Here is a 23,952-nt window from a genome sequence, read left to right as displayed (position 1 = left end):
CTGACAATTACTCAAGAATTATGCCCTTTTATTCGATTGGCGAAAAATACCCGAATTTTAACTTTTGCACTACTGTTACAACTACAACTAATTTCTAAATAATCCCTAAATTTGAAGATTATAAAAAATGCAGATGGATTACCTAGAAGGACTGAATGAACCTCAATATGAAGCCGTAACAACATTGGAAGGACCGCTGATGGTACTTGCCGGCGCAGGTTCCGGGAAAACGCGCGTTCTCACAATGAGAATCGCGCACCTCATTACGAATCTGGTTGATCCTTTTAATATTCTTGCGCTTACTTTTACCAATAAAGCGGCGAAAGAAATGAAAGAACGTATCGCGAAAGTCGTGGGACAAAGCGAAGCAAAATCTTTGTGGATGGGAACCTTTCACTCCGTTTTTGCCAGAATTTTACGTTCCGAAGCACATTATTTAGGTTTCCCTTCCAATTTTACCATTTACGATTCCCAGGACTCGCTGAATGTCATTAAAAAAGTTTTAAAAGAGCTGAATGTTGATTCCGATCTTTATAAACCTAAAAAAGTTCAGGCTCGGATTTCGTCATACAAAAATAACCTGATTACGGTAAAAGCGTATTATAACAATCCGGAGCTTATCGAAGCTGATGAGCGCGCGAACATGAAATTGATCGGTGCGATTTACCAGAAATATGTGGAAGTCTGTTTCCGCAATGGCGCAATGGACTTTGATGATTTGCTTTTACGAACCAACGAGTTGTTAACCCGCTTTCCGGAAGTGCTCGCGAAGTATCAGGACAGGTTCCGTTATATTTTGGTGGACGAGTACCAGGATACCAACCATTCTCAGTATTTGATTATCAAAGCCTTGGCTTCAAAGTTTGAAAATATCTGCGTGGTAGGGGACGATGCACAATCCATTTATTCCTTCCGTGGCGCAAATATTTACAATATTTTAAATTTCAAAAAAGATTACCCGGACGCAATTACGGTTTCACTCGAACAGAATTACCGCTCCACGCAAAACATCGTAAATGCTTCAAATGTCGTCATTTCGAAAAACGTGCAGCAGTTCGCAAAAAATGTTTTCAGCGATAATGAAGAAGGCGATAAAATAAAGGTTTACCGCGCACTTTCCGATGCTGATGAAGCCAATTTTGTGGCTTCTAACATCTGGGAACAGCACAATTCTGCGCAGCGAAAATTCACCGATTTTTCCATACTTTACCGCACCAATTCACAGACGCGCGCTTTCGAAGATGCATTGCGCCGTAAAAATATACCATACCGCGTTTACGGCGGACTGTCTTTTTACCAAAGAAAAGAGGTTAAAGATTTAGTCGCGTATTTGCGGTTATTAATCAACGAAAACGATTCCGAAGCCTTAACACGAATTATCAATTATCCCGCACGTGGCATTGGCGAAACAACGCAAAATAAACTGATTGTATTTGCCGACAGCCAGAATGTTTCGGTCTCGCAGGTTTTGGATAACCTCGGATTTTATGCCCCAAACATCGGTTTAAACAACGGAATTCTGACCAAACTATCAGATTTCTGGTCGATGATTAAAGCTTTTCAGGTCATGTTGAAAACCGAAAACGCCTACAACGTCGCGATGGAAGTCGCGAAAAGAACGGGAATGATTAAATTTTTAAAAGACGATCAAACGCCCGAAGGTATTTCCCGCGTTGAAAACGTGCAGGAATTGATGAACTCCATGCAGGGCTTTATCGAAGAACAGCAGCAGTTGGAAGACGGAGATCCGTCCTTATCCAATTTCCTTGAAAATATCGCGCTTTCCGCGGACACGCAAACCGATAAAAATGATGATGGCGACAAAGTTTCATTGATGACCATTCACCTTTCAAAAGGTTTGGAATTTCCCGTGGTACACTTGGTTGGTTTGGAAGAAAATTTATTCCCAAGCTTTATGAGTTCGTCCACTCGCGAGGAAATCGAAGAAGAGCGCCGTTTGTTCTATGTTGCACTTACGCGCGCAGAAAAGCAGGCGTTTTTCACGTATGCAATTTCGCGTTTTCAATGGGGAAAAATTACCGACGCAGAACCGTCCAGATTTTTAAGTGAAGTCGATGAAAAATATCTGGAATTTATAAATCCGGCAGTGGAAAGCCGATTTGTAAATCATTCCGGTTTGAAATCCAATATTTTTGATGATGATTTATCAGAACCGCGTTTTTTCAAAAAGAAAGAACCGAAAAAATCCATCGAAAGAAACGAACCGTTGTCCGTGCCGCAGAATTTAAAACCTGTCGCAACAGCGCGAATTATCAATCCCAGTGGCGCTTCGTCTCAGGATATTGAAGTGGGCGATCAGGTAAGACACGATCGTTTCGGTGTGGGCGAAGTGATTTTCCTTGATGGAACCGATCCGCAAAATATTAAAGCAAAAGTGAAATTTCAGCACGAAGGCGAAAAGAATTTAATTTTAAAATTCGCGAAGCTGACAAAAATTTAGTGCTTTTAAGAGCAAATTTTTTCGTTTTAAAATTCTTAAAAAAATTCCGCTTTAGTTGGCAGTTTTTTTCTGAATTAAACTTTAGCAAATCAAAATCAATAATAAAAATTCCGTGCTAGAAGACCAGATTTTTATGTTTTACCAATTTGAAAAATTCCGCTATAAATGGCAGTTTTTTTCTGCATTAAACTTTAGCAAATCAAAATCAACAATAAAAATTCGGTGCTAAAAGACCGGATTTTTCTATTTTACCAATTCTTCGAACAGCCTGTTGAAAGTTGCATTTAAATCCAAAGTTTTTCCAGGGTGTGGCCGCGAAGTCTGGATAACAGAACTTCGAACCGCTGTCAGCCAGCGAAATCTTTCCGGAATATCGAAAGTTGCTATTTCGCCGCCGGCTTTATCACCGTTGGCAACATGCTGAAAATTTTCGAGATTTTTCTGCACATCGTCATAATCTAACTTTGAATGCATTAACCGGAATTTATCGGGACACAAATGAAATTCAAAACGGATATATTTTTCTTTTTTCGAAAACATAATGAGCCCGATGTTGAAAAATTCTTCCCTTTCAACCTTTGGTACAAGCCGTATTACCGCGTATTCGTAGATTTTAACCTCTTGCATTTTTGGCTTCGTTTAAAAAGTTTACCGAGTGGTCGCGGCGCGTTTTCAGAAAATTGTAATACACTTCTTTTATCTGTTCCGGTGAATCGTCGGTGTCCGCCCAATCCAGCCATTCCAACGGAATGAGCTCTACGATTTCCTTTAAAATTTCATCACTTAAAACCGAATTTGCAAATTCATCCGCTTCATCAAGTTTCGTGGCTTGCGAAAGCAAAACATGATCTTTAATATACGGAAACGGGCTCAGCGCATGTTTTTCAAAATTCATCCAGGAGTGGTGGAAATACAGCGACGCGCCATTGTCTATCACCCAAAGTTCTTTGTGCCACATCAGCAAATTGGTATTCTTAAAAGTGCGGTCGATATTAGTGATAAAGGCATCCAGCCAAACAATTTTTGAGGCTAAAAACTCATCAATTTTCACTGACGGATCGTAAGCAATTGCGCCGGAAAGAAAATGCAGTCCCAAATTGAGACCTTCGGAAAATTTCAGCAGATCCTGAATTTCTTCATCAGCTTCGGTTCGGCCAAAATCAACATCCAGATTCGCGAAAACCAGCTCCGGCAAAGGCAAACCTAAAACCTGCGCAATTTTTCCGCCCAAAAGTTCAGAAATAAGCATTTTCACGCCATGGCCCGCGCCGCGAAACTTTAAAACATATTTAAAATCGTCATCCGCTTCCGCTAAAGCCGGCAGGGAACCGCCTTCACGCAAAGGCAAAATATACCGCATCACCGTAACGGTCCGAAGGTTTAAATCTGGCATAGTGCAAAAATAAGGATTTAAATAAAGAAAAAAGTTATCCGAAAGAATAACTTTTTAAAACGAAAAAATTTGCCGTTAAAGCAGCTTATTTTTTCTGTTCTTTAAAACTTTCGTCCTTAAACATAATATTGTACACCAGAAAAAGTCCGAGACTGATGGCGATTAAGAAGAAAATAAACGGCAGAACGCCGTAACCCAAAATGGTGAAAGCCGATGGAATCCTCATTAATAGTGCAGCGCCGATAATCATGGCGGCGATAATTAAGCCGACCGTAATTCGGTTTGCGATTTTCTGAAAACCGTCGGTGAGGCGTTTTTCATCCAGCGCCTGGATTTTAAGTTCAAACTGATTATTGGCGAGATTTTCGGTAATTTTGTTTAAACGGCTCGGTAAATTTTCTACCAGTTTTTTATTGTCGAGAAGAAAGCCATAAAGGTTTTCTGGTTTCAGCTCGTTTTTCATCCGCTTATTCACCATTTTTTCCATAAAACGGCGAATCGCTTGCTGCAGGTCGTATTTCGGTGTAAGTACGGCAATGATCTGGTCGAGATTAAGCAAGATTTTGCCTAAAATATTCAGCTCAACGGCGATTTTTATTTCGTCGTTTGCAGCAATTCGGTTCATTTGCAGAACGATTCTTCCGGTTTCCATATCTTCGGCGGCGGTGCTTGTGCTTTCTAAAACCAGTCGGTTGATGTTTTTACGGAAGCTCGCAATCTTGGTTTTGTCATAATCGAAATCGCTCATTTCCAGCAGCGCATCAGCCATGGCGTCGCCGTCTTTTTTGCTGATACTCACCATCAGCATCATGATTTTTTCCATCATTTGCGGGCTGAATTTCGCCACCATGCCCAAATCCATCAAAATTACTTTATTGTCTGGCGTGAGGTGAATATTTCCGGGATGCGGATCGGCGTGCGCAAAACCATCAACCACAATTTGCTGTAAATATGCTTCCACCAAATCATCGATAATCGGAGTAAAATCGGTTTCAACTTTTTTCAGATTTCCAAGCGAGGTAATTTTTTTACCTTCGATGTAATCCATCGTCAGTACTTTTGACGAGGAATATTCTTTCACTGGCGCGGGAATCAGCAGGTTTTTGAATTTCTTCAGATTTTCTCTTAAGGTTAAAAGATTTTGTGCTTCTTTATTATAATCAAGTTCATTTAACAATATAAAGCGCAACTCTTCAACTACATTATCCAGCGCATATTTCCGGGCACCTTTAGAATAATTAACGGCTAAATCGGCCATTTTTTGCAAAGTTTCAAGATCTGAAATAAAGTTCTTCCGAACGCCTGGCCGCTGAATTTTCACTGCAACTTCGCGTCCGGAATGCAGCGTCGCGCGGTGAACCTGACCAATGGAAGCGCTTGCAAGCGGCTCTGGATTGAAATCCACAAAAGCCTTGCTGATGCTTACACCAATTTCTTCCTCGAAAATCTTTGCAACTTCCTCATAGGAAATGGTTTCCACGTCGTCCTGCAAATCAGCGAGCGCTTCGAGATAATTGTCGGGCAGCAAATCCGGTCTTGTTGAAAGGAGCTGGCCCAGTTTTACGAAAGTTGGGCCCATTTTTTTCAGATCTTCCACCAATTCTTCCGGTTTTTGGGAAAAATCCTGCGATTTTTCTGTCGGATCAGATTCTCCTAAAGCGGTTTCTGTGGTGGATTTTACAACATCGCTGTTGTAATATTTTAAAATAAAAGCGAAAAATTTAGCGTAATTATCGAGATTTTCCAGAGCCATAATTTATTTTTTTCGCTATACAGAAAAAAATGTACCATAAACCATTATTAAATAAGGATTTAGGTGGAAGTTGGTAATTTGGAAAAATTGGTGCTTTTAGCGGGAAATTTTTGAAAGAGAAATTTGAATTGAAAATTTTGCGCTAATCGTTATGATACGGTTTTCCCTGAAGAATCTGGTCGGCGCGGTAAATTTGTTCGAGGAAAAAAAGCCGGATCATTTGGTGGGTAAAAGTCATTTTCGAAAGTGAAATTTTTTCGTTCGCGCGGGAATAAATTTCATCGGAAAAGCCATAAGCGCCGCCAACAATGAAAACGACTTTCTTAATGCTGGCAGACATCCACTGGTCTATTTTTCCGGCGAACTGGCGGCTGGTCCATTGCGAACCTTTTTCGTCCAGAATTACAACATAGTCGGAGTTTTCAATGAAATTCAGAAATAATTTTGCTTCTTCTTTTTTCAGAAGTTCGGGTGTGAGGTTTTTGGCATTTTTAACATCGCTGATTTCCACCAATTCGAAGTTCCAGTATTTGGGCAGCCGGTTTTCGTAATATTTCAGCAGCACGCCGATTTCCTTATCCGCCGTTTTGCCCATGCACACTAAATTAATTCGCATTTCATATCTTTGTTTTGCAAATATAAATTAATGGGTATTAAAACTCCTAGATTCATCATTAAAATACGGGACTTTCTGGATGAGATTCATATTCCATTTTTAGGGATTTCTCTGCTTAAAATGTTCGAAATTTATGGTGAGGGCGTTTTTAAAATGCAGATTGGCCGCAGCGCCGCGAGCATTTCCTGGAGTTTTTTCCTGAGTCTTTTTCCGTTTATTCTTTTTTTGCTGTCCATGCTGCCGTATTTGCCGCATTATGACAAACTTCAGTTTTACATTTTCGAGGTTCTGATGAACAATATTTTACCGGCGCACATCCAGAAAGATGTCACGGGTTATATCCAGAATTTTATCCTTCCAAACATTAAAAACATAAGCAATCTGACCATTATTTTCGCGATGGTTTTCGCGGTAAATGGCACGCACTCGCTGATAAATGGTTTTAATATTCACACCAATTTGCAGCGCGGGGTGGTGAAAGAATATCTGGTCGCGTTTGGGATTACGATCGCTTTTATCCTGTTAATCGTGATTTCGCTGCTTGGCGTGTATTATAGCGAGGTGGTGCTGAAACTTTTCACACCGGAAATCAATATTTCCTGGCTAGTGGATAACATGTCGAGGATCATCGGATTTATCTCGTTTCCGGTATTTTACTTTATCCTACTTGGCTTGTTTTACTGGGTTGGCTGCCTGAAAATTACTTCATTTAAGCAGGCAATTCCGGGCGCTATTTTAACCACGATTTTATTTGTAGTTGTAACCTATTTTTTTGCCATTTATGTGCGGAATTTTGCGCGGTACAACGTGCTTTACGGTTCCATCGGGACCATTATTCTGGTAATGATCTGGGTGAATATCAACATTATTTTAATTCTGCTCGGAAATGAGCTGAACATTGCTATTAAAAAAGTTCGGGTAGAAAAAATGATTGCGGATGAAATCTACACAAACAGCCTGCAAATCACCAAAGAGCAAATGGAAATTAATGACGATCTGGAAGATCATCACCACATCACTGTTCAGTAATTATTCTGCCTCAGCCCGCGCTTCTCTCTTCTTACCAATATATTTCAGCAGCGAAAAACCGGCAAATCCGGATAAAACCGAGGCGACCAAAATGGCGAATTTCGCTTCATCCTGAATTTCCGGATGTCCTTTAAAAGATAAAAGCGAAATAAAAATAGACATGGTGAAACCAATTCCGGCCAATAGTCCTGCGCCCAACATTTGCGACCAGGAACTTTGGTCCGGTAAGGTGCTGATTTTTAGTTTAATAAAAATCCAAGAGAACAAGTTAATTCCGATAATTTTGCCAAAAAAGAGCCCAAAAATTATTCCGTAACCGAAATTCGAAAATAACCCATCGACCATGCCCGATTTAAAAATGATATTCGTATTCGCAAGCGCGAAAATCGGCATGATGAGGAAGTTTACCGGCAGATGCAGTTTATGCTCCATTTCTTCGAGCGGTGAACTCACCGTCGCTGAGGTATTTGTGGGAATGGTGAATGCCAGAACGACGCCGGCAATTGTAGCGTGGATCCCGGAATTATGCATGAAATACCACAGAAAAATTCCTGGTATTACGTACCAAAAATGTCTGACTTTATTCAGCAAGTTAAAAGTCACCAGAATTGCTACCATCAGCGCGCTGAGACCTAAATACATCCAGTTAATCTGGTCAGTGTAGAAAATCGCAATCACTAAAATAGCGCCCAAATCATCTACAATCGCCAGTGCTGCAAGAAATATTTTTAAAGAAAGCGGCACGCGTTTTCCTAACATCGAAATAATTGCAAGAGAAAAAGCAATGTCTGTTGCCATCGGAATTGCCCAACCGTTTGCATAATCTGTTCCTTGGTTAAAAAGTACGTAAATCAGCGCCGGAACTACCATTCCGCCCAACGCCGCAACAATTGGTAATGATGCAGATTTGAAACTTGAAAGCTCGCCTTCAACTATTTCACGCTTAATTTCCAAACCGACCAAAAGGAAAAAAACAGCCATTAAACCGTCATTAATCCAGATACTGACTGGGTAATTCAGATGAAAAAGTTCAGTGCCAATTTTGGTATCTAAAAGGTTTTGAAAAGCTTCGCCCATCGAAGAGTTTGCGATGAAAAGCGAGATCAAAACGCATAAAATCAGCAAAATACCGGAAGATTGTGAACTGTGGAGGAATTTTTTAAAATAATCGGTGATGAGCATGGAAAAATTTAAATATTAAAGTCGTTTGATGCGCGAAACGCCGTTGATGTTTTTTAGCTGCTTGAAGGTTTCGTCAAGCTGGCTGCGGTTTTTCACTTCCAGGTTGATATTACCGAGGAAAATTCCGTTATTGGATTCAATAGACATGCTTTTCATGTCCATGTTCATATTATTACTGATTACAGCCGTTATATCGTTGATCATTCCCATCCTGTCAAGTCCTTCAATCTCGATTTTAATTCGGTTTCGGAAGCTTTCTTCATTTACCCATTTCGCCGGTAAAACGCGGTAATCGTACTGGGCACGAAGGTTTACAGCGTTGGGACAATTGTCGTTGTGGACTTTAATTCCTTCCGAAATCGTGATGAACCCGAAAATTTTATCTCCTGGAATAACTGTACAACATTTAGCGAAAGAGTAGTTCATTTTTTCCTCATCTTTCCCGAAAACAATCATATCTAAATTGGTCGCCGGCGTCTCTTCGTAAATGGTATTTTTTTCCGGTGACTTGCGGAAACGCTGCAAAATATTGCTGAAAATTCCTTTTCCTTCGGTATATTTTTTAATATCGCTGATGTCGAGTTGACCGTTCTGGAATTTCAAAAAAAGTTCCTGCGAAGATTTTAATCCGAAAAACTTCTGCATTTTATTGATCTCTTCATCATTGAAGGGGATTTTCGCATGACGCATTTTACGTTGCAAAATCTCTTTTCCTTCTTCTGACAGATGGTTTTTTTCCGAGTTTAAAATGGCTTTTATCTTGGATTTTGCTTTCGAGGTTACCACAAATTCCAGCCAGTCTGCTTTCGGTTTCTGGTTTTGGGAAGACAGAATATCCACCTGATCGCCGTTTTTTAAAATGTAGGAAATTGGGACGAGTTTTCCGTTTACTTTTGCGCCCAGACATTTAGTCCCGAGATCGGAGTGGACAGAAAAAGCAAAGTCTAAAGCGGTAGAATTTATCGGTAAAATTTTAATTTCACCTTTCGGCGTGAAGACGAAAACTTCTTTGGAATAAAGGTTTAATTTAATATCATCAAGCAATTCGGTTGTTGAAAGCGATTGCTGATTTTCCAGCACTTCACGGATTTCTGCCACCCAAGTTTCGAAATTTTTCTCGTCCTGATTCTGGTTAAAACCTTCTTTATATTTATAATGTGCTGCAACGCCTTTTTCGGCGATATCGTCCATTCTTTCGGAACGGATCTGCACTTCAATCCATCTTTTATCCGGGCCTAAAATTGTTAAATGCAAACTTTCATAGCCTGTTGAACGCGGCCGTGAAATCCAGTCTCGCATACGGTGCGGATTGCTGTGGTATAAATCTGTTACGATGGAATAAATTTTCCAGGCGAGAAATTTCTCGTTTTTAGCATCAGATCTATAAATAATCCGAATCGCATAATTATCGAAAACCTCATCGAAAGTTACGCCCTGTTTCAGCATTTTCCGGTAAATCGATGAAATTGCTTTTGCGCGGCCTTTGATGGAAACATTTAAACCTTCATCTTCAAGCTGAACAGAAACTTCCTTCCGGAATTCTTCAATATATTTTTCGCGGTTTTCTTTTGCAGATTTTAACTGCTCCGAAATCTCATTGTAAACTTCTGGATTATTGAACTTTAGCGATAAATCTTCAAGCTCCGATTTAATATTATAAAGTCCCAAACGGTGTGCGAGTGGTGCATAAATATAAACGGTTTCCGAGGCAATTTTTTTCTGTTTTTCGGGCGTCATGCTGTCCAGCGTACGCATGTTGTGCAGCCGGTCGGCGATTTTAATTAAAATCACGCGGAAATCTTCAGATAAAGTCAGTAATAACTTTCGGTAATTTTCGGATTGGATGGAAATATTCTGGTGGTTCATGACCGAAATTTTGGTCAGACCATTTACGATATCCGCAATTTTTTTACCGAAGATCTTCTGTAAATCTTCGTAGGTGTAATCGGAATCTTCTATAACGTCGTGCAAGAGTGCGCAAGCGATTGAAGTTGCTCCCAAACCAATTTCGTTGGCTACGATTTTAGCAACTTCAATCGGGTGATAAATATAAGGTTCACCGGTTTTGCGGCGCTGATCTTTGTGAGCATCCAACGCAATATCAAAGGCTTTCCGGATGAGTTTATTTTGCTCCTCATCTAAGTTTCGGTACGTATTGGTAATCAAATCCCTGTACCTTGCCAGAATTTCTTTGTTTTCCTGTTCTAAATCGTAAACCATTTATCCACTGCAATTAAGTTACGAAAATAAGAAAAAAAACATGAACTCTTCATAACCGTTTTTAATGGAAAATGGCTTACGGCACAGATTTCATAATGAAAAATCAGGCTCTGCCAAAGTTAATTTCGGAGCTCATTCCTTCATGCGAAATGTGATGGTGTGTTGGCGGTAAAGAATAAATTTGAGCTTTTGCGCGGATGGCAGCAAGTCTGTGCAAATATTCTAGCGAACGCGCATCTTTAAATTTAATATTTTCAAAATAGTTTTGAACCAAACATTCATGTCCGCAGAAAATGCACTGTACACTTTCTTTACGTTCTGGTGTTTTCGCTTTTACACTTACGACCAAACTGTCGTCCTGCAAAATTAGGTTGTCTTTGAAAAAATAATTCCAGAGCGAGGTTTTAATTTCTTTAGCGATAGGGTGTAAGTACAAAATGTAAGATGATTTTTTAACACCAGCGTTCTCTAAATCTAAGGCAATAATGGGTGCCAGGCTTTGGCTTCTGAATAAGCCGGTAATAATTGATGTCATTGTGTGATTAATTAAATTTTATGTACAAAGTTTACGTTTTAATTATTAAAAATGCAATAAAAACGTCAAATATTTTTGTTTTTAACAGTGCCTTTGGAGTGGAATAACCGTATTTTAATTATACCGAATTTTTAATTTCTTTATATTTGAAATAAAATTTTTATGAAGAGACTGATTCCCGCTTTGCTTTTGATTTCGCAAATTTGTTTTTCGCAGACTATTTCGCAAAAATTAGACGATACAACCCGGAAATTATTAAGCTCAGATGCCGCCTATTCAGCGAATCTTTCTTTCTATGTGGCCGATGAAGACGGAAATTTTGTTTACGAATACAACGGAAACAAAGGGCTTTCTACCGCTTCAACCCAAAAAATTTTCACAGCCGCGGCCGCGCTGGAAACTTTAGGTAAAGATTTTCGGTATACCACCACACTTCAGTATAACGGAACGGTGTCCGGAAGCACTTTAAACGGTGACTTATATTTAACTTCAAACGGTGACCCTACTTTGGGAAGCTGGCGCTACGACGGTTACAAACCTGAAAATTTCAGGCAAAAACTGCTGCAGGCGCTAAAAGAGAAAGGCATTTCCCATATTACCGGAAATCTCATCATCGATGATTCTTATTTCGATTTCCAAACCGTGCCCGGCGGTTGGCCTTGGAACGATCTCGGAAATTACTACGGCGCGGGTGTTTGGGGTGTTAACTGGCGTGAAAATCAGTTTGATATGGAAATGGTGAACGGGAAACTGAAAAACACCAATGTGAAATTGCCAAATCTTCAGTGGGTAAATGAAGTTGCAACCGGCGGAAATTCCGATCAAAGCTTGATTTTTACCGCGCCACATTCCGATGTTGCTTATATTAATGGGAAATTGCCTGCAAAATCCATTACCGTTTCCGGTGCGATGCCCAATCCGCCTTTGACTTTTGGAAATGAAATTGGTGATTGGCTGAAAACTTCAAAAATTGATTTAAAAGGAAAAATAATAACGGTTTCCGAACAAAAAATTTTAGGGGAGAAAACGGCAAATTTTTCTAAAAATAATATTTTGCTCGAATATAAATCGCCGACCTTAGACAAAATAATTTTCTGGTTTATGCGAAAAAGCGTGAATTTGTACGGCGAAACTTTAATTAAAACTTTAGCAAAAGAAAAAAAGCGCGACGGCAGTTTCGATTCAGGAATTTCATATCTCAAAGACTTCTGGAAAGGAAAAGGAATCCAGGCATCGATGATTAATTTTGCGGACGGCAGCGGGCTTTCACCACAAAATTACGTCTCAGCGCGCGCTGAAGTTCAGGCTTTAATTTACAGCAAAAAACAGCCGTGGTTCCCGGAATTTTTTGAAGGTTTCCCAACGCAGGGAAACGGCATGAAAATGAAAAGCGGCACTATGAAAGACACCAAGTCATTCGCGGGTTACCAGACTTCGCGCGACGGTAAAAAGTATGTTTTTGCAATCATCATCAATAATTATCAGGGAAGCAACATCAGCGACGCGCTGTACCAGGTTTTAAGTCCATTGAAATAGCAAAAAAACGATGAAACAGCGGAATATTTTATCGAAATTCAACAACTGGATCATTTATCTTCTGCTGACTTTGGCGGTGGCTGCAATCGTCGTGGCGTCGATCGTTCTTATTGATTATTTACGGAAAGAGGAAATCAAACGTATTGAACTTTTCGCAACAGCCATAAAATATCAGCAGGAAGAAATCATCGAAGATCCAATGACTTTAGATCTAATTCTGCAGATCACCAAAACCAACAATACCATTCCTGTTATTGTTACCGATAAAAATAAAGTGCCTATTGACGGCGAAGGGTTTCAGATAAATATTCCGGAAAACATACGGAAAGACCCGGAAAAAATGTTGGCGCTGCTGCGGCAAATGGAAAGTTCCTATAAACCGATTGAACTTCAAATGCCCGACGGAAATAACCAATATGTATTTTACACGAACTCTAATCTTTTGAATAATTTGCGGTACACACCGTATATTTTGGGACTTTTGATCTTGTCATACATCTTTTTTTCTTTTTGGTTTTTACGCACCATCAAAAAAACCGACGAAGGTTATGTGTGGGCCGGTTTAGCGAAAGAAACCGCACACCAAATTGGGACACCTTTATCTTCGATGATTGGCTGGATTGAAATTCTTCGCATGGAAAACGAACACAGTGTTGGTGTGAAAGAAATTGAAAATGATATTAACCGCCTGAAAACAATTTCGGAAAGATTTTCAAAAATTGGTTCCGTGCCGGAGCTGAACGATTTGAATATTAATGAAACCGTGCAGCAGAATTATGATTATTTAAAGTCCAGAATTTCCAGAAAAGTAAAATTCATGCTCGTCTTGCCGAAACAACAGCTGCTGATTCCGCACAACCGGATTTTGATGAGCTGGGTGATAGAAAATATGGTGAAAAACGCCGTAGATGCAATGAAAGGGGAAGGCCGCCTAGAAATTGAGCTGTACGAAAAAAATAATACGACGATAATAGATGTAAAAGATTCCGGTTCGGGCATGACGAGTTCACAGGCGCGAAACGCCTTTAAAGCTGGTTATTCGACGAAAAAAAGAGGTTGGGGTCTGGGTCTTTCGCTGGCGCGCCGTGTGGTGAAGGAATATCACCGCGGAGATATTAAAATTGCAGCGACCGCCCTCGGCGCAGGAACCACTTTCCGGATTATGATACGGAATTCCTAATTCAGCTAAAACCAAAAAAATACCGCTTAAAAGACGGTATTTTTTTTATTTTAAAAAAAATCGGGGTAAAATGCCGGTAAAATTTATTTTTCTGCAGAATAATAGATGTAATAATTCTCATCAAATTTTACTGGTTCTGCGGAATTTAATTTTACAGTCTGCCATTTGTCCGTAGGTTTGATTTCCTGATTTCCATTAATTCTAATTGGCAGTTTTAAATTTTTCACCGCCACGTCGTAACGGAATTTCAAAGTATTTCCATTCTGCGAATACTGTAAAGTCGGAATTTGCGTGGTGCGCAAATATTGGTCGAAAACAGTTGAAAAATCAATGCCGGATTTTTCGGAAATATAATTTTCAACATCTTTTGAAGTTACGGTTTGGTGGTAAAAATCAGCATTTAAACCGCGTAAAATTTCCCGGAACTTCGCATCATTGTTAATGACCTGGCGAATCGTGTGAAGCATATTTGCACCTTTATAATACATGTCGCCGCTGCCAGATTTTGCAATTCCGTATTGGCCAATAATCGGTTCATCATTACGGATGTTTTTCCGGATTCCCACCACATATTTTTCCGCGGAAGCTTTATCGATGAACTTTTCAACAAACAGAGTTTCGGAATAGTTGGTGAAGCCTTCGTGTACCCACATATCCGCTTTTTCTTTTGCGGTAATGTTGTTCGCAAACCATTCGTGGCCGCTTTCATGAATGATAATGAAATCCCAACTTAAACCCACGCCGGTTCCGGATAAATCTCTGCCCAAATAACCGTTTTCATAATGATTTCCGTAGCCGACACCACTTTGATGTTCCATTCCCAAATACGGTGTTTCAATCAGTTTATAAGAATCTTCGTAGAAAGGATACGGCCCGAACCAATATTCAAACGCCTTCATCATCGGTTTTACCTGCGTAAACTGCTTTTTGGCTTTATCCAGATTATAATCCAAAACCCAATAATCCAAATCCAGCGCACCTTTTTCACCGGCATAAGAATCTTTAAAATTTACATACTTCCCAACATTCGGCACAATGGAGTAGAGGTTGATGGGATTTTTCACTTCCCAGATGAAGACATTTTTATCTTTTTCTGATTTTTGCGAAATCAATCTGCCGTTGCCTACTCCAACCAAATCTTTTGGGGTGATGATATTCATCACGATTCCATTGTCCGGTTCATCACTCCACAAATCTTTCGACGGTAACCAAACCGAAGCACCGATTCCTTCCTGCGCTACAGACATCCACGGATTGCCGTTTTCGTCTTTTTTGAAAACCCAACCACCGTCCCAGGGCGCATTTTTCGCCACGGTTGGTTTTCCAAAAAATTGCAGGGTAAAAGTGTGTTTTTCTCCTTTTTTATATGCGCGTTTGGTTTCGATGAAAATAAAATTTCCGTCGCGTCTGGAGGAGCATAACTTTTCATCAGAATCGATGATTTTATAGTTCATCGGTTGCTGTAAATCAATCTGGAAAACCGGATTGGTAACATCGCGTAGGATTTCAAAAGTAATTTTATTCGTGCCGGAAACCGATTGATCGGCAAACTTCGGCTCTACGGAAATTTCATATTTTTTTACGTCCCAAAAATTGCGGAATTCGGTATTGGAACCTTTTAAAGTGTCTTGTTTTGTAGCTTGCTGCGCGGAAAAAAATCCCGAGGAAATTAGCAGGACAATGACTGTTTTTTTCATGTTTAGTTTGATAAGCAAGGCAAATATAATTATTATTTCCGGGGAAGTCCGCGACGAAAAATGGCTCTCAAATTATTCTTGATTAAATTCAGTATTTTTGAAAAAATTTTATTCAATGAAACTTCGAATTTTTTCCGCCCTTTTTGCCCTTATTTTTCTGTTTTCCTGTAACAACGACAAGGAAGTTCTAAACACTTTGAACGATTACAACCTGTCAATGGAAAGTAAAGGTTATCATTTTGGCGACAAGCTGGATTTGCCGGCAAAAGTGCTTGAAAACGCGGAAAGCATTACCATCAGCTTTGGCGATAAAGAAACCGATAAACTCGTTGTAGACCCCGAATTTTTTACACTTGGAGATAATGCGGTGACTTTTAATATTAAAAAGAAAGGCGGCGAAATTTTAACGCAGGATGCCACCATCAATGTTTTTGCGAAAAATCCGGAAGCTATTTTGACTTACGAAATTGTAAAAGAATATCCGCACGACCCGAATAATTTCGTGCAGGGATTTGAACTTGAAGGAAACACCATTTATGAATCGGAAGGTCAGTTTGGGGAATCCCGAATTTTAAAATATACGCTCGGCACCACAACTGCGCTGAAAGAAGCTCCGCAGGCTTCCGACGTTTTTTCTGAAGGCTGCACCATTGTTGGTGATAAAATTTATCAGCTGACCTGGAGAAATAAAAAAGGTTTTATCTACGACAAAAATTCATTTGAATTATTAAGCGAATTCGAGTATCCAAACGTGATGGGCGAAGGTTGGGGACTTACTTACGACGGTAAAAATCTCATCGCGTCCGACGGTACGAAAAATATTTATTTTCTGGATGTGAATGATCCCTCAAAAATGGTGCGCTATATTTCGGTTGCCGGAAATACCGAAGCTTATGACCAGCTGAATGAGCTGGAATTTCACGACGGATTCATCTATTCTAATGTTTGGCAGAAACCGATAATCTTGAAAATCAATCCAAAAAACGGCGAAGTTGTCGGGAAATTTGATTTGTCTGAAATCGCGAAAAAGCACCAAACCGACACCGATTCTGTTTTAAACGGAATTACCTTTAAAGGTGAAAATATGCTGGTTACCGGAAAAAACTGGCCGACGATTTACGAAGTTAAAATCAAATAATTCCCGGTTAAAAGGGCAAATTTTTTAATTTTATGAAAATCATATTTTTTGCTCTTTTGCTTTTCTTCACTTCGGTTTCAGCGCAGAAAAAAGCGGTTTTAATCGCCGAAAATTTACCTGAAACGAAAGATTTTTTCGCCGATGATTACGGCAATTTTTATTTTTACCAAAATTCCGATTTTAGTTTTGCGAAATATGATTCGCAAGGAAATTTAAACGCGCAGTTGCGGCTGACTTTTCCGTTCAAAGTTCAGTCGGTGCAAAATCCGCTGAATATTCCGTCTTTTTCGGAAAATGCACAGGAACTGAAATTTTTCGATAAAAACCTGGCAGAAATTCAAACCGTAAAATTTCAGCAAAAATTCGGGTTCATTAAAGCTGCTTACGCTGAAGATTTACAGCAAATCTGGCTTCTGGACGCTAGTTCCCGAAATTTAATTCAATACCATTTCCGCGACGATAAAGTTTTAAATAAATTTCCTTTAAACTTTGATTTCGACGAGGTTTTGGATATGCTCGTGTACGAAAAGCAGCTGTATCTTCTGTTCAAAAATAAACTGGAAATCTATAATTTCAAATCGGAAAAATTGGTTGAAATAGCAGCGAAAAATTCCAGAAAACTTCGGCGCGAAAATGACAAAATTTTAATCGTCGGTCAAAATGCTGTTGCACAAATTTCTGGTAATCAACTCACTGTTTTATTTCAGTGTGAAGATTGCGAAATTGTGGATAAAAACACCTCGTCTTATTTTGCAGTCAGCGGCAACAAACTTTATCTTTACCCGCTTGAAAAAAGATTTGGCGGCGAGGGTAAAACACAATAATTTGCCCAAAAAGCAGCCAAAATTTAATTAAAAAATACACTTTTAAGAATGCATATTGCTGTCACAGGAAACATCGGCGCGGGAAAAACCACTTTAACCAAAATGTTGGCGAAACATTATAATTGGGAAGCTCAGTTTGAAGATGTAGACCACAATCCTTATCTGGAGGACTTTTACGCGGATATGAGTAAATGGAGTTTTGCTTTGCAGATTTATTTTTTGGGCAGCAGATTTCGTCAGGTGAAAGAAATCCGCGAAAGCGGAAAAGATATTGTGCAGGACCGCACGATTTATGAAGATGCGCATATTTTCGCGGAAAACCTGAACGATATGAACCTTTTGACCGACCGCGATTTCCAGAATTATTCGTCGGTTTTTAACCTGATGAAAAGCTTTGTTTCGGCACCGGATTTGCTGATCTACCTGAAGTCTGACGTACCGAATCTGGTTAAGAAAATCTATAAAAGAGGCCGCGATTATGAATCCTCAATTTCCATTGATTACCTCTCCAAACTTAATCTAAAATACGAACGCTGGATTTCTGAATATAATGAAGGAAAACTCCTGATCATCGAAGTTGATGACCTGGATTTTGTAGAAAGACCTGAAGATTTTGGTTATATCCTGGAAAGAATAGAGACAGAATTACACGGTTTATTCTAAGTGAATTGAGCTTAAAAACCTCAGTTTTTATCACAAACCGTAATTTTAAAAAACTATTCATCATGGTAAAAGTGCTGTACAATAATACCTGCTCCAAAAGTCGCGGAATTTTGGAATATCTGGACGAAAACGGCGTACCGTTTGAAATAATCGATTTTATTACAAATCCTTTAAGCGAGCTGGAAATCCGCACGGTTTTGAAAAAGCTGCACATCGCAGCGAAAGATTTAATCCGCAGAAACGAAAATCTTTTTAAAGAACAGTTCAGCGACAAAAATTTAAGCGAAGATGAATGGATTGATGTCATGGTAAAAAATCCGTCACTCATTCAGCGGCCAATTATCATTAAAGATGCCGTGGCGATGATCGCAAGACCGGTAGAACTGGCAAAATTTTTTGTTGAACCTTAATAGACCAAGCTTTTAAAAGCTTCTTTCAAAGTAGAATAATTAAAATCAAATCCCAGCGATTTGATTTTTTTGTTGCTGGCGCGCGTTCCTTCGAGAATAATTGAACTCATATCTCCTAAAACCGTTTGAAGTAAAAAAGCCGGTACATTCAGCGGCAGGAAAAATTTTTCCTTGCTTTTTGCCAGTTTTTTCATGAATTCCCTATTGGTTGGAATATCGTCCGCTACGGCATTAAATTTTCCGTTTACTTCAGGGTTTTCTACCGCGAAAACGTACATATTTACCAAATCGTCGAGGTGAATCCAGTTCATCCACTGTTTTCCGGAACCAACCGCAGAACCGATATTTAAAGCAACGGTTTTTTCTAAAAGCGGAAAAGCGCCGCCGTCTTTCGCGAAAACCATTGCGGTTCGTAAACAAACTACACGATCGGAAATATCAGAAAAATCATCAGCAGCTTTTTCCCAGTCAACGCAAAGTTTTGCTAAAAAATCTGCCTTTATAACGCCGGATTTTTCATCTAAAATTTCATCCGAAGTAAGGGTGCCATAATAATTAATTCCGGAAGCCGAAATAAAAGAATCTAAATGGACATTATTTTTAAGACAATAATCTTTCAGAAGTTTCGCCGCATTTACACGGCTTGCAAACATTTCTTTTCTGTAATCGTCGGTCCAGCGCTGGCTGATAGTCGCACCGGCTAAATGAATAATGCAGTCTAAGTTTTCAAAAGCCGCGTCATCGATTTTTTTCTCTTTCAAATTCCAGTAAAATTCGTCGCCTTCAGGTTTTCTGCTTAAAACCCGAACGATATGACCTTTTTGCTGAAGATTTTCGGTTAAAGCTTTACCGATCAAGCCGGTGCCGCCCGTGATTAAAATGTTCATAATTAAAGCATCATCACGCCTTCAATTTTACCAACTTCTTTGTAAAGCCTGATCACCTGATCGGAATCCATTACAAAAGCGTTGATGCTGATCGATGTGTATTTTCCGTTAGAGCTGTCGCGCGTGGATAAAGTGAATTTCACATCATCAAAAACGCGAAAAATTTCGGTGCTTTTGGCTTCGCTGCCTTCAATTATAAATTTAAAAAGGAAATCTTCGGGAAAATTATGCGTGTGATCCAGCTTTTCCTTCAGAGAAGTGTAAAATTCTTCCGGATTTTTGCTGCTTTCGTTATCTATAATATTCATTTTGCAAGTTTTAATTAAAATGATAAAAACCCGACCAAAGGCCGGATTTTCAAATTTACGTATTTAATAATATATTATTTTGCGCCGCTCAGCGAGTTTATAATCGCTGCTGAGTTTTGCTGTTCGTGACTTTCAATAATGTTGAAAAGTCCGTTCACCATTTGTTGTGCTGCAAATTTGCTTATTCCGCTGGTGAGTCCGTTATTGGTTTGTCCACCGAAAATTCCGCTCAAAAGATTGGTGCCGGTAAGCGCAGAATTCAGCGATTGTACCAATCCGAATTCATTCAGTTTTGCATCAACTTTCGGCGCTATTGCCAACATCAGCTGTTCTGAAGTTTTTTCGCGCAAAATTTGTGTTGCGGCGCCGCTTCCGCCCTGTAAAATTCTGGCTGCATCATCTGCGGTTAAAGAATTTACAGCATTTACCAAAATCGGTCGCGAAGTTTCTACGGTAAAAGCAGCAGCTTCAGCGATATATTCTTTTTCTTTCTGAACCAAACTGTTCAGACCAAGTTTCTGTAAAGTATTGTTGAGGTCGCGCAATTGCGACGGAAGCGCAGCATCGATGAGATTATTTGCAAGGAAGCTGTTTTTGTCGCCGAAAATATTAAGACCTTTGGTGATACCACCTAAAAGAATCTGTTTTAAAACCGCGATGCCCACCGCCGAAGTAGCTAAAGCAACGCAGGATTGCGCTGTGGTACCGATAGTTGCAACTGCCATGGTTGCCACTAATATTGTATTTCTATTCATAATATTTGTATTTTGATTTATCGATGCATCACAAATAGCACGCCAAAAAATATGGTGCTAAAACGGCTTTTTTTTCGAATTTCTAAATTCGCAATTTTTTATCCCTTTTTCGGCGCTGTGCGGTTTTTTTATCGGTTTATTATTGGTAATTTTGCAGAAAATACAAAATAAAATTATAATGAGAGACAAGTTCATTAAGTGGGGAATTGTAATACTGGTGGTCACCTGGGCAATTGCTATTTTGATTAAAACCCACTATTGGATTCCCATCTTACTTACCGCCATTTACGCTTTGGGACTGTATAACAGCTTCCAGAAAAAACATGCAATCCTGCGAAATTTCCCCGTGATCGGTTATTTCCGATATATTTTTGAAGGCATTTCACCCGAAATGCAGCAATATTTTATCGAAAGAGAAACCGACGGGAAACCTTTTCCGCGAAACCAACGTTCAGCAGCTTACCGACGCTCTAAAAACATCAGCGATACGGTGCCTTTCGGAACTCAGTTGGAAATTAATAACAGACATTACGAAGGAATTAAGCATTCCATTTACGCAAAATCACCGGCGGAAGAATTACCGACGGTTTTGGTTGGTGGTGTAGACTGTAAACAAAAATACAAAGCATCTTTGTTCAATATTTCAGCGATGAGTTTCGGCTCGTTAAGTGACCGCGCGCAAATTTCTTTGAACAGAGGAGCCAAAAAAGGTGGGTTTTTCCACAATACCGGCGAAGGTGGAATTTCACCTTACCATTTGCAAGGTGGTGATCTTTGCTGGCAAATCGGAACCGGATATTTCGGCTGCCGCGATGACCATGGAAATTTTTCACCGGAAATTTTTCAGAAAAATGTGTCTTTACCTAGTGTAAAATTGATCGAGATCAAGATTTCTCAAGGTGCAAAACCGGGACATGGTGGAGTTTTACCAGGTTCTAAAAATACACCGGAAATCGCCGCAATCCGTCATGTACAACCAGGAATGACCATTATTTCGCCGCCGTCGCATTCAGCCTTTTCAGATGCTGCAGGAATGTTGCGTTTTGTGAAACAGCTGCGCGATCTTTCAGAAGGGAAACCTGTCGGAATTAAATTATGTATTGGCGATACCAAAGAATTTGAAGACATCTGCGTTCAGATGAATGTCCTGAAAATTTATCCGGATTTCATCACCGTTGATGGTGCTGAAGGTGGAACAGGAGCCGCGCCGCCGGAATTTTCGGATGGAGTAGGAATGCCGCTGGAACCGGCTTTGATTTTCGTGAATAAAACTTTAACCAACTTCAACGTTCGCGACAAATTGAAAGTAATCGCAAGCGGTAAAGTTTTAACCTCGCTTGACATTCTGCGCGCTATCGCAATGGGCGCTGATATGTGTAACAACGCGCGCGGATTTATGTTTGCGCTCGGCTGTATTCAGGCTTTGCGCTGCAATACGAACACTTGCCCGACGGGAGTTGCAACACAGGACAAAATGCTTATTAAAGGCCTTGATGTAACCGATAAAAGTGAAAGAGTGTATCACTTCCACAAGAACACCTTACGAACCTGCAACGAGCTGATTGCTGCTGCCGGAAGAACGTCGTACGAAGAAGTGGATGCGAGCATGTTTATGCGTGGTGACGAGTTCGAACACTTGGCCGATTATTATTTCCCAGATATTTTAGGAAACGTAAAAGCGCCTGTTCACCGTTATTAAAATTTAAACAATAATAAAAAAGCTCCGGATTATTTTCGGAGCTTTTTTTTGGGGCGTTGTCGTCTTAAGCAATAAGCAGTAAGCAATAAGCTGTAGGCAATAAGCAGTAAGCGATAAGCGTCCTACCACTGACTACTGCCAACTGAAAACCTGACCACTAAAACAAAAAAATCCGGCAATAATACCGGATTTTTTTATTTTAAAAGAGCGATTAAGCTTCTTCAGTCGGAGTTTCCTCTTGCTGTGCTTTCGGTTTTGCCGGAGCTGCTTTTGGTTCTACAACGGGTGGTGCATCTGATACAACATCGAATTCATAGCTGTGCTCTACATTTCTGTGAAGTCTGATCAATGCTGTGAATTTACCAGTTCTCTTAATATTGTTCCCTGGAATTTTGATGTATTTTTTATCTACCTGTACACCTGCTTTAGATAATTCTTCAGAAAGATTTGCATTGTTGATAGAGCCAAACAATTTATCACCTGAACCTACTTTAGTAGCGATGGTAATGTTTGTTTTTTTCAACTGATCTACTGTTGCGTTAGCTGCAGCAACCAATTTCGCTTCCTCTTCTTTTCTTGCTTCTAAAGTAGCTTCTAAGTCTGCTTTGTTTTTTGGAGTTGCCAATACTGCAACGCCCTGTGGCAATAAAAAGTTTCTTGCGTAACCAGGTTTTACACTTACCGTGTCGAATTCAAGACCTAAGTTTTCTATGTCTTTTTTTAGGATAATGTCCATTGTTGTTGTCCTTTTTTATTTAGAAGTTAGATTTTAGAGGTCAGAAGTTAGCGAACCAACAACCAACAACCAATAACCAACAACCAATGATTAATGTTATTTTAATAAATCTGCTACGTAAGGCATCATTGCCAAGTGTCTTGCTCTTTTAATAGCTGCAGATACTTTTCTTTGGTATTTCAAAGAAGTTCCTGTATATCTTCTTGGTAAAATTTTACCTTGCTCGTTAACGAACTGAAGTAAGAAATTAGGATCTTTATAATCTACGTGTTTGATACCGTATTTTTTAAATCTACAGTATTTTTTGTCAGATTTTGTGTTGATGTCTACTGGAGTTAAAAATCTTACTTCCGATTCACCACCTGCTGAGGCTTGTTTAGCCATATCATCTATTGCCATTGTTCTTTTTTTTGAGGGTTAAATTAAACTTTTGCAGTTTTTACTTTGGTTCTTCTTGTCACTGCATACTCGATCGCGTGCTTGTCAAGTTTTGTGGTAAGGTAACGGATTACTCTTTCGTCACGCTTAAACATCAACTCTAAATCTGCAACCACAGTTCCTTCACCTTTGAACTCGATCAAAGTGTAAAAACCATTCTTTTTTAATTGAATTGGATAAGCCAATTTTTTCAGTCCCCAGTTTTCTTTGGCAACGATTTCGCAATTGTTAGATTTTAAAAGATCTTCAACTTTTTTTACTGCTTCCTCCACCTGTGCGTCAGATAGAACGGGAGTTAAAATGAAAACAGTTTCGTAATTGTTCATAATGTTAATTAAAATTGTTAATTATTTCGAGGTGCAAAAATATAACTTCTTTTGCTAACATGCAAGATACTGAAGGAATTAAAAGCACTTTCGAAATTATATTCGATGCTGAATTTTCGCGAATGAGCAAAATCTCAAAATAAAGCCGTTTTAGCGCGATATTTTT

23 protein-coding genes are annotated in these 23,952 nt (G+C 39.5%); 9 read left to right on the top strand and 14 right to left on the bottom strand.

Annotated features, from left to right (window positions below; translation table 11 throughout):
* Positions 1 to 133: 133 nt before the first annotated feature.
* Positions 134 to 2,461, top strand: a complete 2,328-nt coding sequence (locus OA84_RS09015; protein WP_039345967.1) for an ATP-dependent helicase — start codon at positions 134 to 136, stop codon at positions 2,459 to 2,461.
* Positions 2,462 to 2,704: 243 nt separating this feature from the next.
* Here the strand turns inward: OA84_RS09015 and OA84_RS09010 are convergent, their stop codons facing one another.
* The 4 genes from OA84_RS09010 to OA84_RS08995 all read right to left on the bottom strand — a co-directional run bounded on the left by OA84_RS09010 (position 2,705) and on the right by OA84_RS08995 (position 6,223).
* On the bottom strand, positions 2,705 to 3,088 hold the full coding sequence (locus OA84_RS09010) for a DUF3037 domain-containing protein (RefSeq protein WP_039345017.1): 384 nt from the start codon (positions 3,086 to 3,088) through the stop codon (positions 2,705 to 2,707).
* A complete protein-coding gene (locus tag OA84_RS09005; RefSeq protein WP_039345015.1) occupies positions 3,075 to 3,854 on the bottom strand; it encodes a HipA family kinase in 780 nt (259 codons plus the stop codon). Before OA84_RS09005 ends, OA84_RS09010 begins: the two co-directional genes overlap by 14 nt.
* An 85-nt stretch (positions 3,855 to 3,939) precedes the next feature.
* Positions 3,940 to 5,607 carry an ABC1 kinase family protein gene (locus OA84_RS09000; RefSeq protein ID WP_039345012.1) on the bottom strand — a complete coding sequence of 556 codons (1,668 nt, stop codon included), beginning with the start codon at positions 5,605 to 5,607 and terminating at the stop codon, positions 3,940 to 3,942.
* A gap of 142 nt (positions 5,608 to 5,749) precedes the next feature.
* The gene (locus OA84_RS08995) at positions 5,750 to 6,223 is read right to left on the bottom strand and encodes a 23S rRNA (pseudouridine(1915)-N(3))-methyltransferase RlmH (protein WP_039345009.1); all 474 of its coding nucleotides are present in this window, start codon (positions 6,221 to 6,223) and stop codon (positions 5,750 to 5,752) included.
* Positions 6,224 to 6,253: 30 nt separating this feature from the next.
* Between OA84_RS08995 and OA84_RS08990 the strand changes: the two genes are divergently transcribed.
* The gene (locus tag OA84_RS08990) at positions 6,254 to 7,252 is read left to right on the top strand and encodes a YihY/virulence factor BrkB family protein (protein ID WP_039345007.1); all 999 of its coding nucleotides are present in this window, start codon (positions 6,254 to 6,256) and stop codon (positions 7,250 to 7,252) included.
* Here OA84_RS08990 and nhaA read toward each other — a convergent pair whose 3' ends face one another.
* From nhaA to OA84_RS08975, 3 genes are all read right to left on the bottom strand, one after another.
* Entirely contained in the window at positions 7,253 to 8,434 is a 1,182-nt protein-coding gene (gene nhaA / locus OA84_RS08985; protein ID WP_039345005.1) for a Na+/H+ antiporter NhaA, read from the bottom strand.
* Between the two features lie 15 nt (positions 8,435 to 8,449).
* Complete coding sequence (locus OA84_RS08980; protein ID WP_039345003.1) at positions 8,450 to 10,654, bottom strand: RelA/SpoT family protein; 2,205 nt, start codon at positions 10,652 to 10,654, stop codon at positions 8,450 to 8,452.
* A gap of 103 nt (positions 10,655 to 10,757) precedes the next feature.
* Entirely contained in the window at positions 10,758 to 11,189 is a 432-nt protein-coding gene (locus OA84_RS08975; protein ID WP_039345001.1) for a hypothetical protein, read from the bottom strand.
* 162 nt (positions 11,190 to 11,351) lie between these two features.
* Here OA84_RS08975 and dacB point away from each other — a divergent pair, with 162 nt between their 5' ends.
* Together dacB and OA84_RS08965 are read left to right on the top strand one after the other, a co-directional pair.
* Positions 11,352 to 12,725, top strand: a complete 1,374-nt coding sequence (gene dacB / locus OA84_RS08970) for a D-alanyl-D-alanine carboxypeptidase/D-alanyl-D-alanine endopeptidase (protein ID WP_039344999.1) — start codon at positions 11,352 to 11,354, stop codon at positions 12,723 to 12,725.
* A gap of 10 nt (positions 12,726 to 12,735) precedes the next feature.
* Positions 12,736 to 13,905 carry a sensor histidine kinase gene (locus OA84_RS08965; protein ID WP_039344997.1) on the top strand — a complete coding sequence of 390 codons (1,170 nt, stop codon included), beginning with the start codon at positions 12,736 to 12,738 and terminating at the stop codon, positions 13,903 to 13,905.
* Positions 13,906 to 13,988: 83 nt separating this feature from the next.
* On the opposite strand, the gene OA84_RS08960 is transcribed toward OA84_RS08965, so the two are convergent.
* Complete coding sequence (locus OA84_RS08960; RefSeq protein WP_039344995.1) at positions 13,989 to 15,602, bottom strand: M1 family metallopeptidase; 1,614 nt, start codon at positions 15,600 to 15,602, stop codon at positions 13,989 to 13,991.
* A gap of 115 nt (positions 15,603 to 15,717) precedes the next feature.
* On the opposite strand from OA84_RS08960, the gene OA84_RS08955 reads away from it, so the two are divergent.
* The 4 genes from OA84_RS08955 (at position 15,718) to OA84_RS08940 (ending at position 18,637) form a co-directional block, all read left to right on the top strand.
* On the top strand, positions 15,718 to 16,740 hold the full coding sequence (locus tag OA84_RS08955; RefSeq protein ID WP_039344993.1) for a glutaminyl-peptide cyclotransferase: 1,023 nt from the start codon (positions 15,718 to 15,720) through the stop codon (positions 16,738 to 16,740).
* Between the two features lie 32 nt (positions 16,741 to 16,772).
* Complete coding sequence (locus tag OA84_RS08950; RefSeq protein ID WP_052252161.1) at positions 16,773 to 17,564, top strand: hypothetical protein; 792 nt, start codon at positions 16,773 to 16,775, stop codon at positions 17,562 to 17,564.
* Between the two features lie 48 nt (positions 17,565 to 17,612).
* The gene (locus OA84_RS08945) at positions 17,613 to 18,227 is read left to right on the top strand and encodes a deoxynucleoside kinase (protein ID WP_039344990.1); all 615 of its coding nucleotides are present in this window, start codon (positions 17,613 to 17,615) and stop codon (positions 18,225 to 18,227) included.
* A 62-nt stretch (positions 18,228 to 18,289) separates the two neighbouring features.
* Positions 18,290 to 18,637: an ArsC/Spx/MgsR family protein gene (locus tag OA84_RS08940; protein WP_084060895.1), complete on the top strand. Its 348-nt coding sequence runs from the start codon at positions 18,290 to 18,292 to the stop codon at positions 18,635 to 18,637.
* On the opposite strand, the gene OA84_RS08935 is transcribed toward OA84_RS08940, so the two are convergent.
* The 3 genes from OA84_RS08935 to OA84_RS08925 form a co-directional block, all read right to left on the bottom strand.
* Positions 18,634 to 19,524: a TIGR01777 family oxidoreductase gene (locus OA84_RS08935; RefSeq protein ID WP_052252160.1), complete on the bottom strand. Its 891-nt coding sequence runs from the start codon at positions 19,522 to 19,524 to the stop codon at positions 18,634 to 18,636. The genes OA84_RS08940 and OA84_RS08935 overlap by 4 nt on opposite strands.
* Before the next feature lie 2 nt (positions 19,525 to 19,526).
* Positions 19,527 to 19,832: a DUF493 domain-containing protein gene (locus OA84_RS08930; RefSeq protein WP_039344985.1), complete on the bottom strand. Its 306-nt coding sequence runs from the start codon at positions 19,830 to 19,832 to the stop codon at positions 19,527 to 19,529.
* Positions 19,833 to 19,906: 74 nt separating this feature from the next.
* Positions 19,907 to 20,587 (bottom strand): DUF4197 family protein, encoded by a 681-nt coding sequence (locus OA84_RS08925; RefSeq protein ID WP_052252159.1) that lies wholly within the window; start codon positions 20,585 to 20,587, stop codon positions 19,907 to 19,909.
* A 178-nt stretch (positions 20,588 to 20,765) separates the two neighbouring features.
* Here OA84_RS08925 and OA84_RS08920 point away from each other — a divergent pair, with 178 nt between their 5' ends.
* Positions 20,766 to 22,286, top strand: a complete 1,521-nt coding sequence (locus OA84_RS08920; protein WP_039344982.1) for an FMN-binding glutamate synthase family protein — start codon at positions 20,766 to 20,768, stop codon at positions 22,284 to 22,286.
* Between the two features lie 211 nt (positions 22,287 to 22,497).
* Here the strand turns inward: OA84_RS08920 and rplI are convergent, their stop codons facing one another.
* The 3 genes from rplI to rpsF form a co-directional block, all read right to left on the bottom strand.
* Complete coding sequence (gene rplI / locus OA84_RS08915) at positions 22,498 to 23,022, bottom strand: 50S ribosomal protein L9 (protein ID WP_039344978.1); 525 nt, start codon at positions 23,020 to 23,022, stop codon at positions 22,498 to 22,500.
* Between the two features lie 96 nt (positions 23,023 to 23,118).
* Positions 23,119 to 23,421 carry a 30S ribosomal protein S18 gene (rpsR, locus tag OA84_RS08910; RefSeq protein ID WP_039344975.1) on the bottom strand — a complete coding sequence of 101 codons (303 nt, stop codon included), beginning with the start codon at positions 23,419 to 23,421 and terminating at the stop codon, positions 23,119 to 23,121.
* Between the two features lie 23 nt (positions 23,422 to 23,444).
* Entirely contained in the window at positions 23,445 to 23,786 is a 342-nt protein-coding gene (gene rpsF / locus OA84_RS08905; RefSeq protein ID WP_039344972.1) for a 30S ribosomal protein S6, read from the bottom strand.
* Between the last annotated feature and the right edge of the window lie 166 nt (positions 23,787 to 23,952).

Source organism: Kaistella solincola, from assembly GCF_000812875.1.
In the GTDB taxonomy this organism is placed as follows: domain Bacteria; phylum Bacteroidota; class Bacteroidia; order Flavobacteriales; family Weeksellaceae; genus Kaistella; species Kaistella solincola.
This window is presented reverse-complemented; position numbering and strand designations above follow the sequence as displayed.

Bases quoted from the DNA above. Each gene is read 5' to 3' on its own strand.
- OA84_RS09015 (WP_039345967.1), top strand. From the start codon at position 134: ATGGATTACCTAGAAGGACTGAATGAACCTCAATATGAAGCCGTAACA.
- OA84_RS09010 (WP_039345017.1), bottom strand. From the start codon at position 3,088: ATGCAAGAGGTTAAAATCTACGAATACGCGGTAATACGGCTTGTACCA.
- OA84_RS09005 (WP_039345015.1), bottom strand. From the start codon at position 3,854: ATGCCAGATTTAAACCTTCGGACCGTTACGGTGATGCGGTATATTTTG.
- OA84_RS09000 (WP_039345012.1), bottom strand. From the start codon at position 5,607: ATGGCTCTGGAAAATCTCGATAATTACGCTAAATTTTTCGCTTTTATT.
- OA84_RS08995 (WP_039345009.1), bottom strand. From the start codon at position 6,223: ATGCGAATTAATTTAGTGTGCATGGGCAAAACGGCGGATAAGGAAATC.
- OA84_RS08990 (WP_039345007.1), top strand. From the start codon at position 6,254: ATGGGTATTAAAACTCCTAGATTCATCATTAAAATACGGGACTTTCTG.
- nhaA (WP_039345005.1), bottom strand. From the start codon at position 8,434: ATGCTCATCACCGATTATTTTAAAAAATTCCTCCACAGTTCACAATCT.
- OA84_RS08980 (WP_039345003.1), bottom strand. From the start codon at position 10,654: ATGGTTTACGATTTAGAACAGGAAAACAAAGAAATTCTGGCAAGGTAC.
- OA84_RS08975 (WP_039345001.1), bottom strand. From the start codon at position 11,189: ATGACATCAATTATTACCGGCTTATTCAGAAGCCAAAGCCTGGCACCC.
- dacB (WP_039344999.1), top strand. From the start codon at position 11,352: ATGAAGAGACTGATTCCCGCTTTGCTTTTGATTTCGCAAATTTGTTTT.
- OA84_RS08965 (WP_039344997.1), top strand. From the start codon at position 12,736: ATGAAACAGCGGAATATTTTATCGAAATTCAACAACTGGATCATTTAT.
- OA84_RS08960 (WP_039344995.1), bottom strand. From the start codon at position 15,602: ATGAAAAAAACAGTCATTGTCCTGCTAATTTCCTCGGGATTTTTTTCC.
- OA84_RS08955 (WP_039344993.1), top strand. From the start codon at position 15,718: ATGAAACTTCGAATTTTTTCCGCCCTTTTTGCCCTTATTTTTCTGTTT.
- OA84_RS08950 (WP_052252161.1), top strand. From the start codon at position 16,773: ATGAAAATCATATTTTTTGCTCTTTTGCTTTTCTTCACTTCGGTTTCA.
- OA84_RS08945 (WP_039344990.1), top strand. From the start codon at position 17,613: ATGCATATTGCTGTCACAGGAAACATCGGCGCGGGAAAAACCACTTTA.
- OA84_RS08940 (WP_084060895.1), top strand. From the start codon at position 18,290: ATGGTAAAAGTGCTGTACAATAATACCTGCTCCAAAAGTCGCGGAATT.
- OA84_RS08935 (WP_052252160.1), bottom strand. From the start codon at position 19,524: ATGAACATTTTAATCACGGGCGGCACCGGCTTGATCGGTAAAGCTTTA.
- OA84_RS08930 (WP_039344985.1), bottom strand. From the start codon at position 19,832: ATGAATATTATAGATAACGAAAGCAGCAAAAATCCGGAAGAATTTTAC.
- OA84_RS08925 (WP_052252159.1), bottom strand. From the start codon at position 20,587: ATGAATAGAAATACAATATTAGTGGCAACCATGGCAGTTGCAACTATC.
- OA84_RS08920 (WP_039344982.1), top strand. From the start codon at position 20,766: ATGAGAGACAAGTTCATTAAGTGGGGAATTGTAATACTGGTGGTCACC.
- rplI (WP_039344978.1), bottom strand. From the start codon at position 23,022: ATGGACATTATCCTAAAAAAAGACATAGAAAACTTAGGTCTTGAATTC.
- rpsR (WP_039344975.1), bottom strand. From the start codon at position 23,421: ATGGCAATAGATGATATGGCTAAACAAGCCTCAGCAGGTGGTGAATCG.
- rpsF (WP_039344972.1), bottom strand. From the start codon at position 23,786: ATGAACAATTACGAAACTGTTTTCATTTTAACTCCCGTTCTATCTGAC.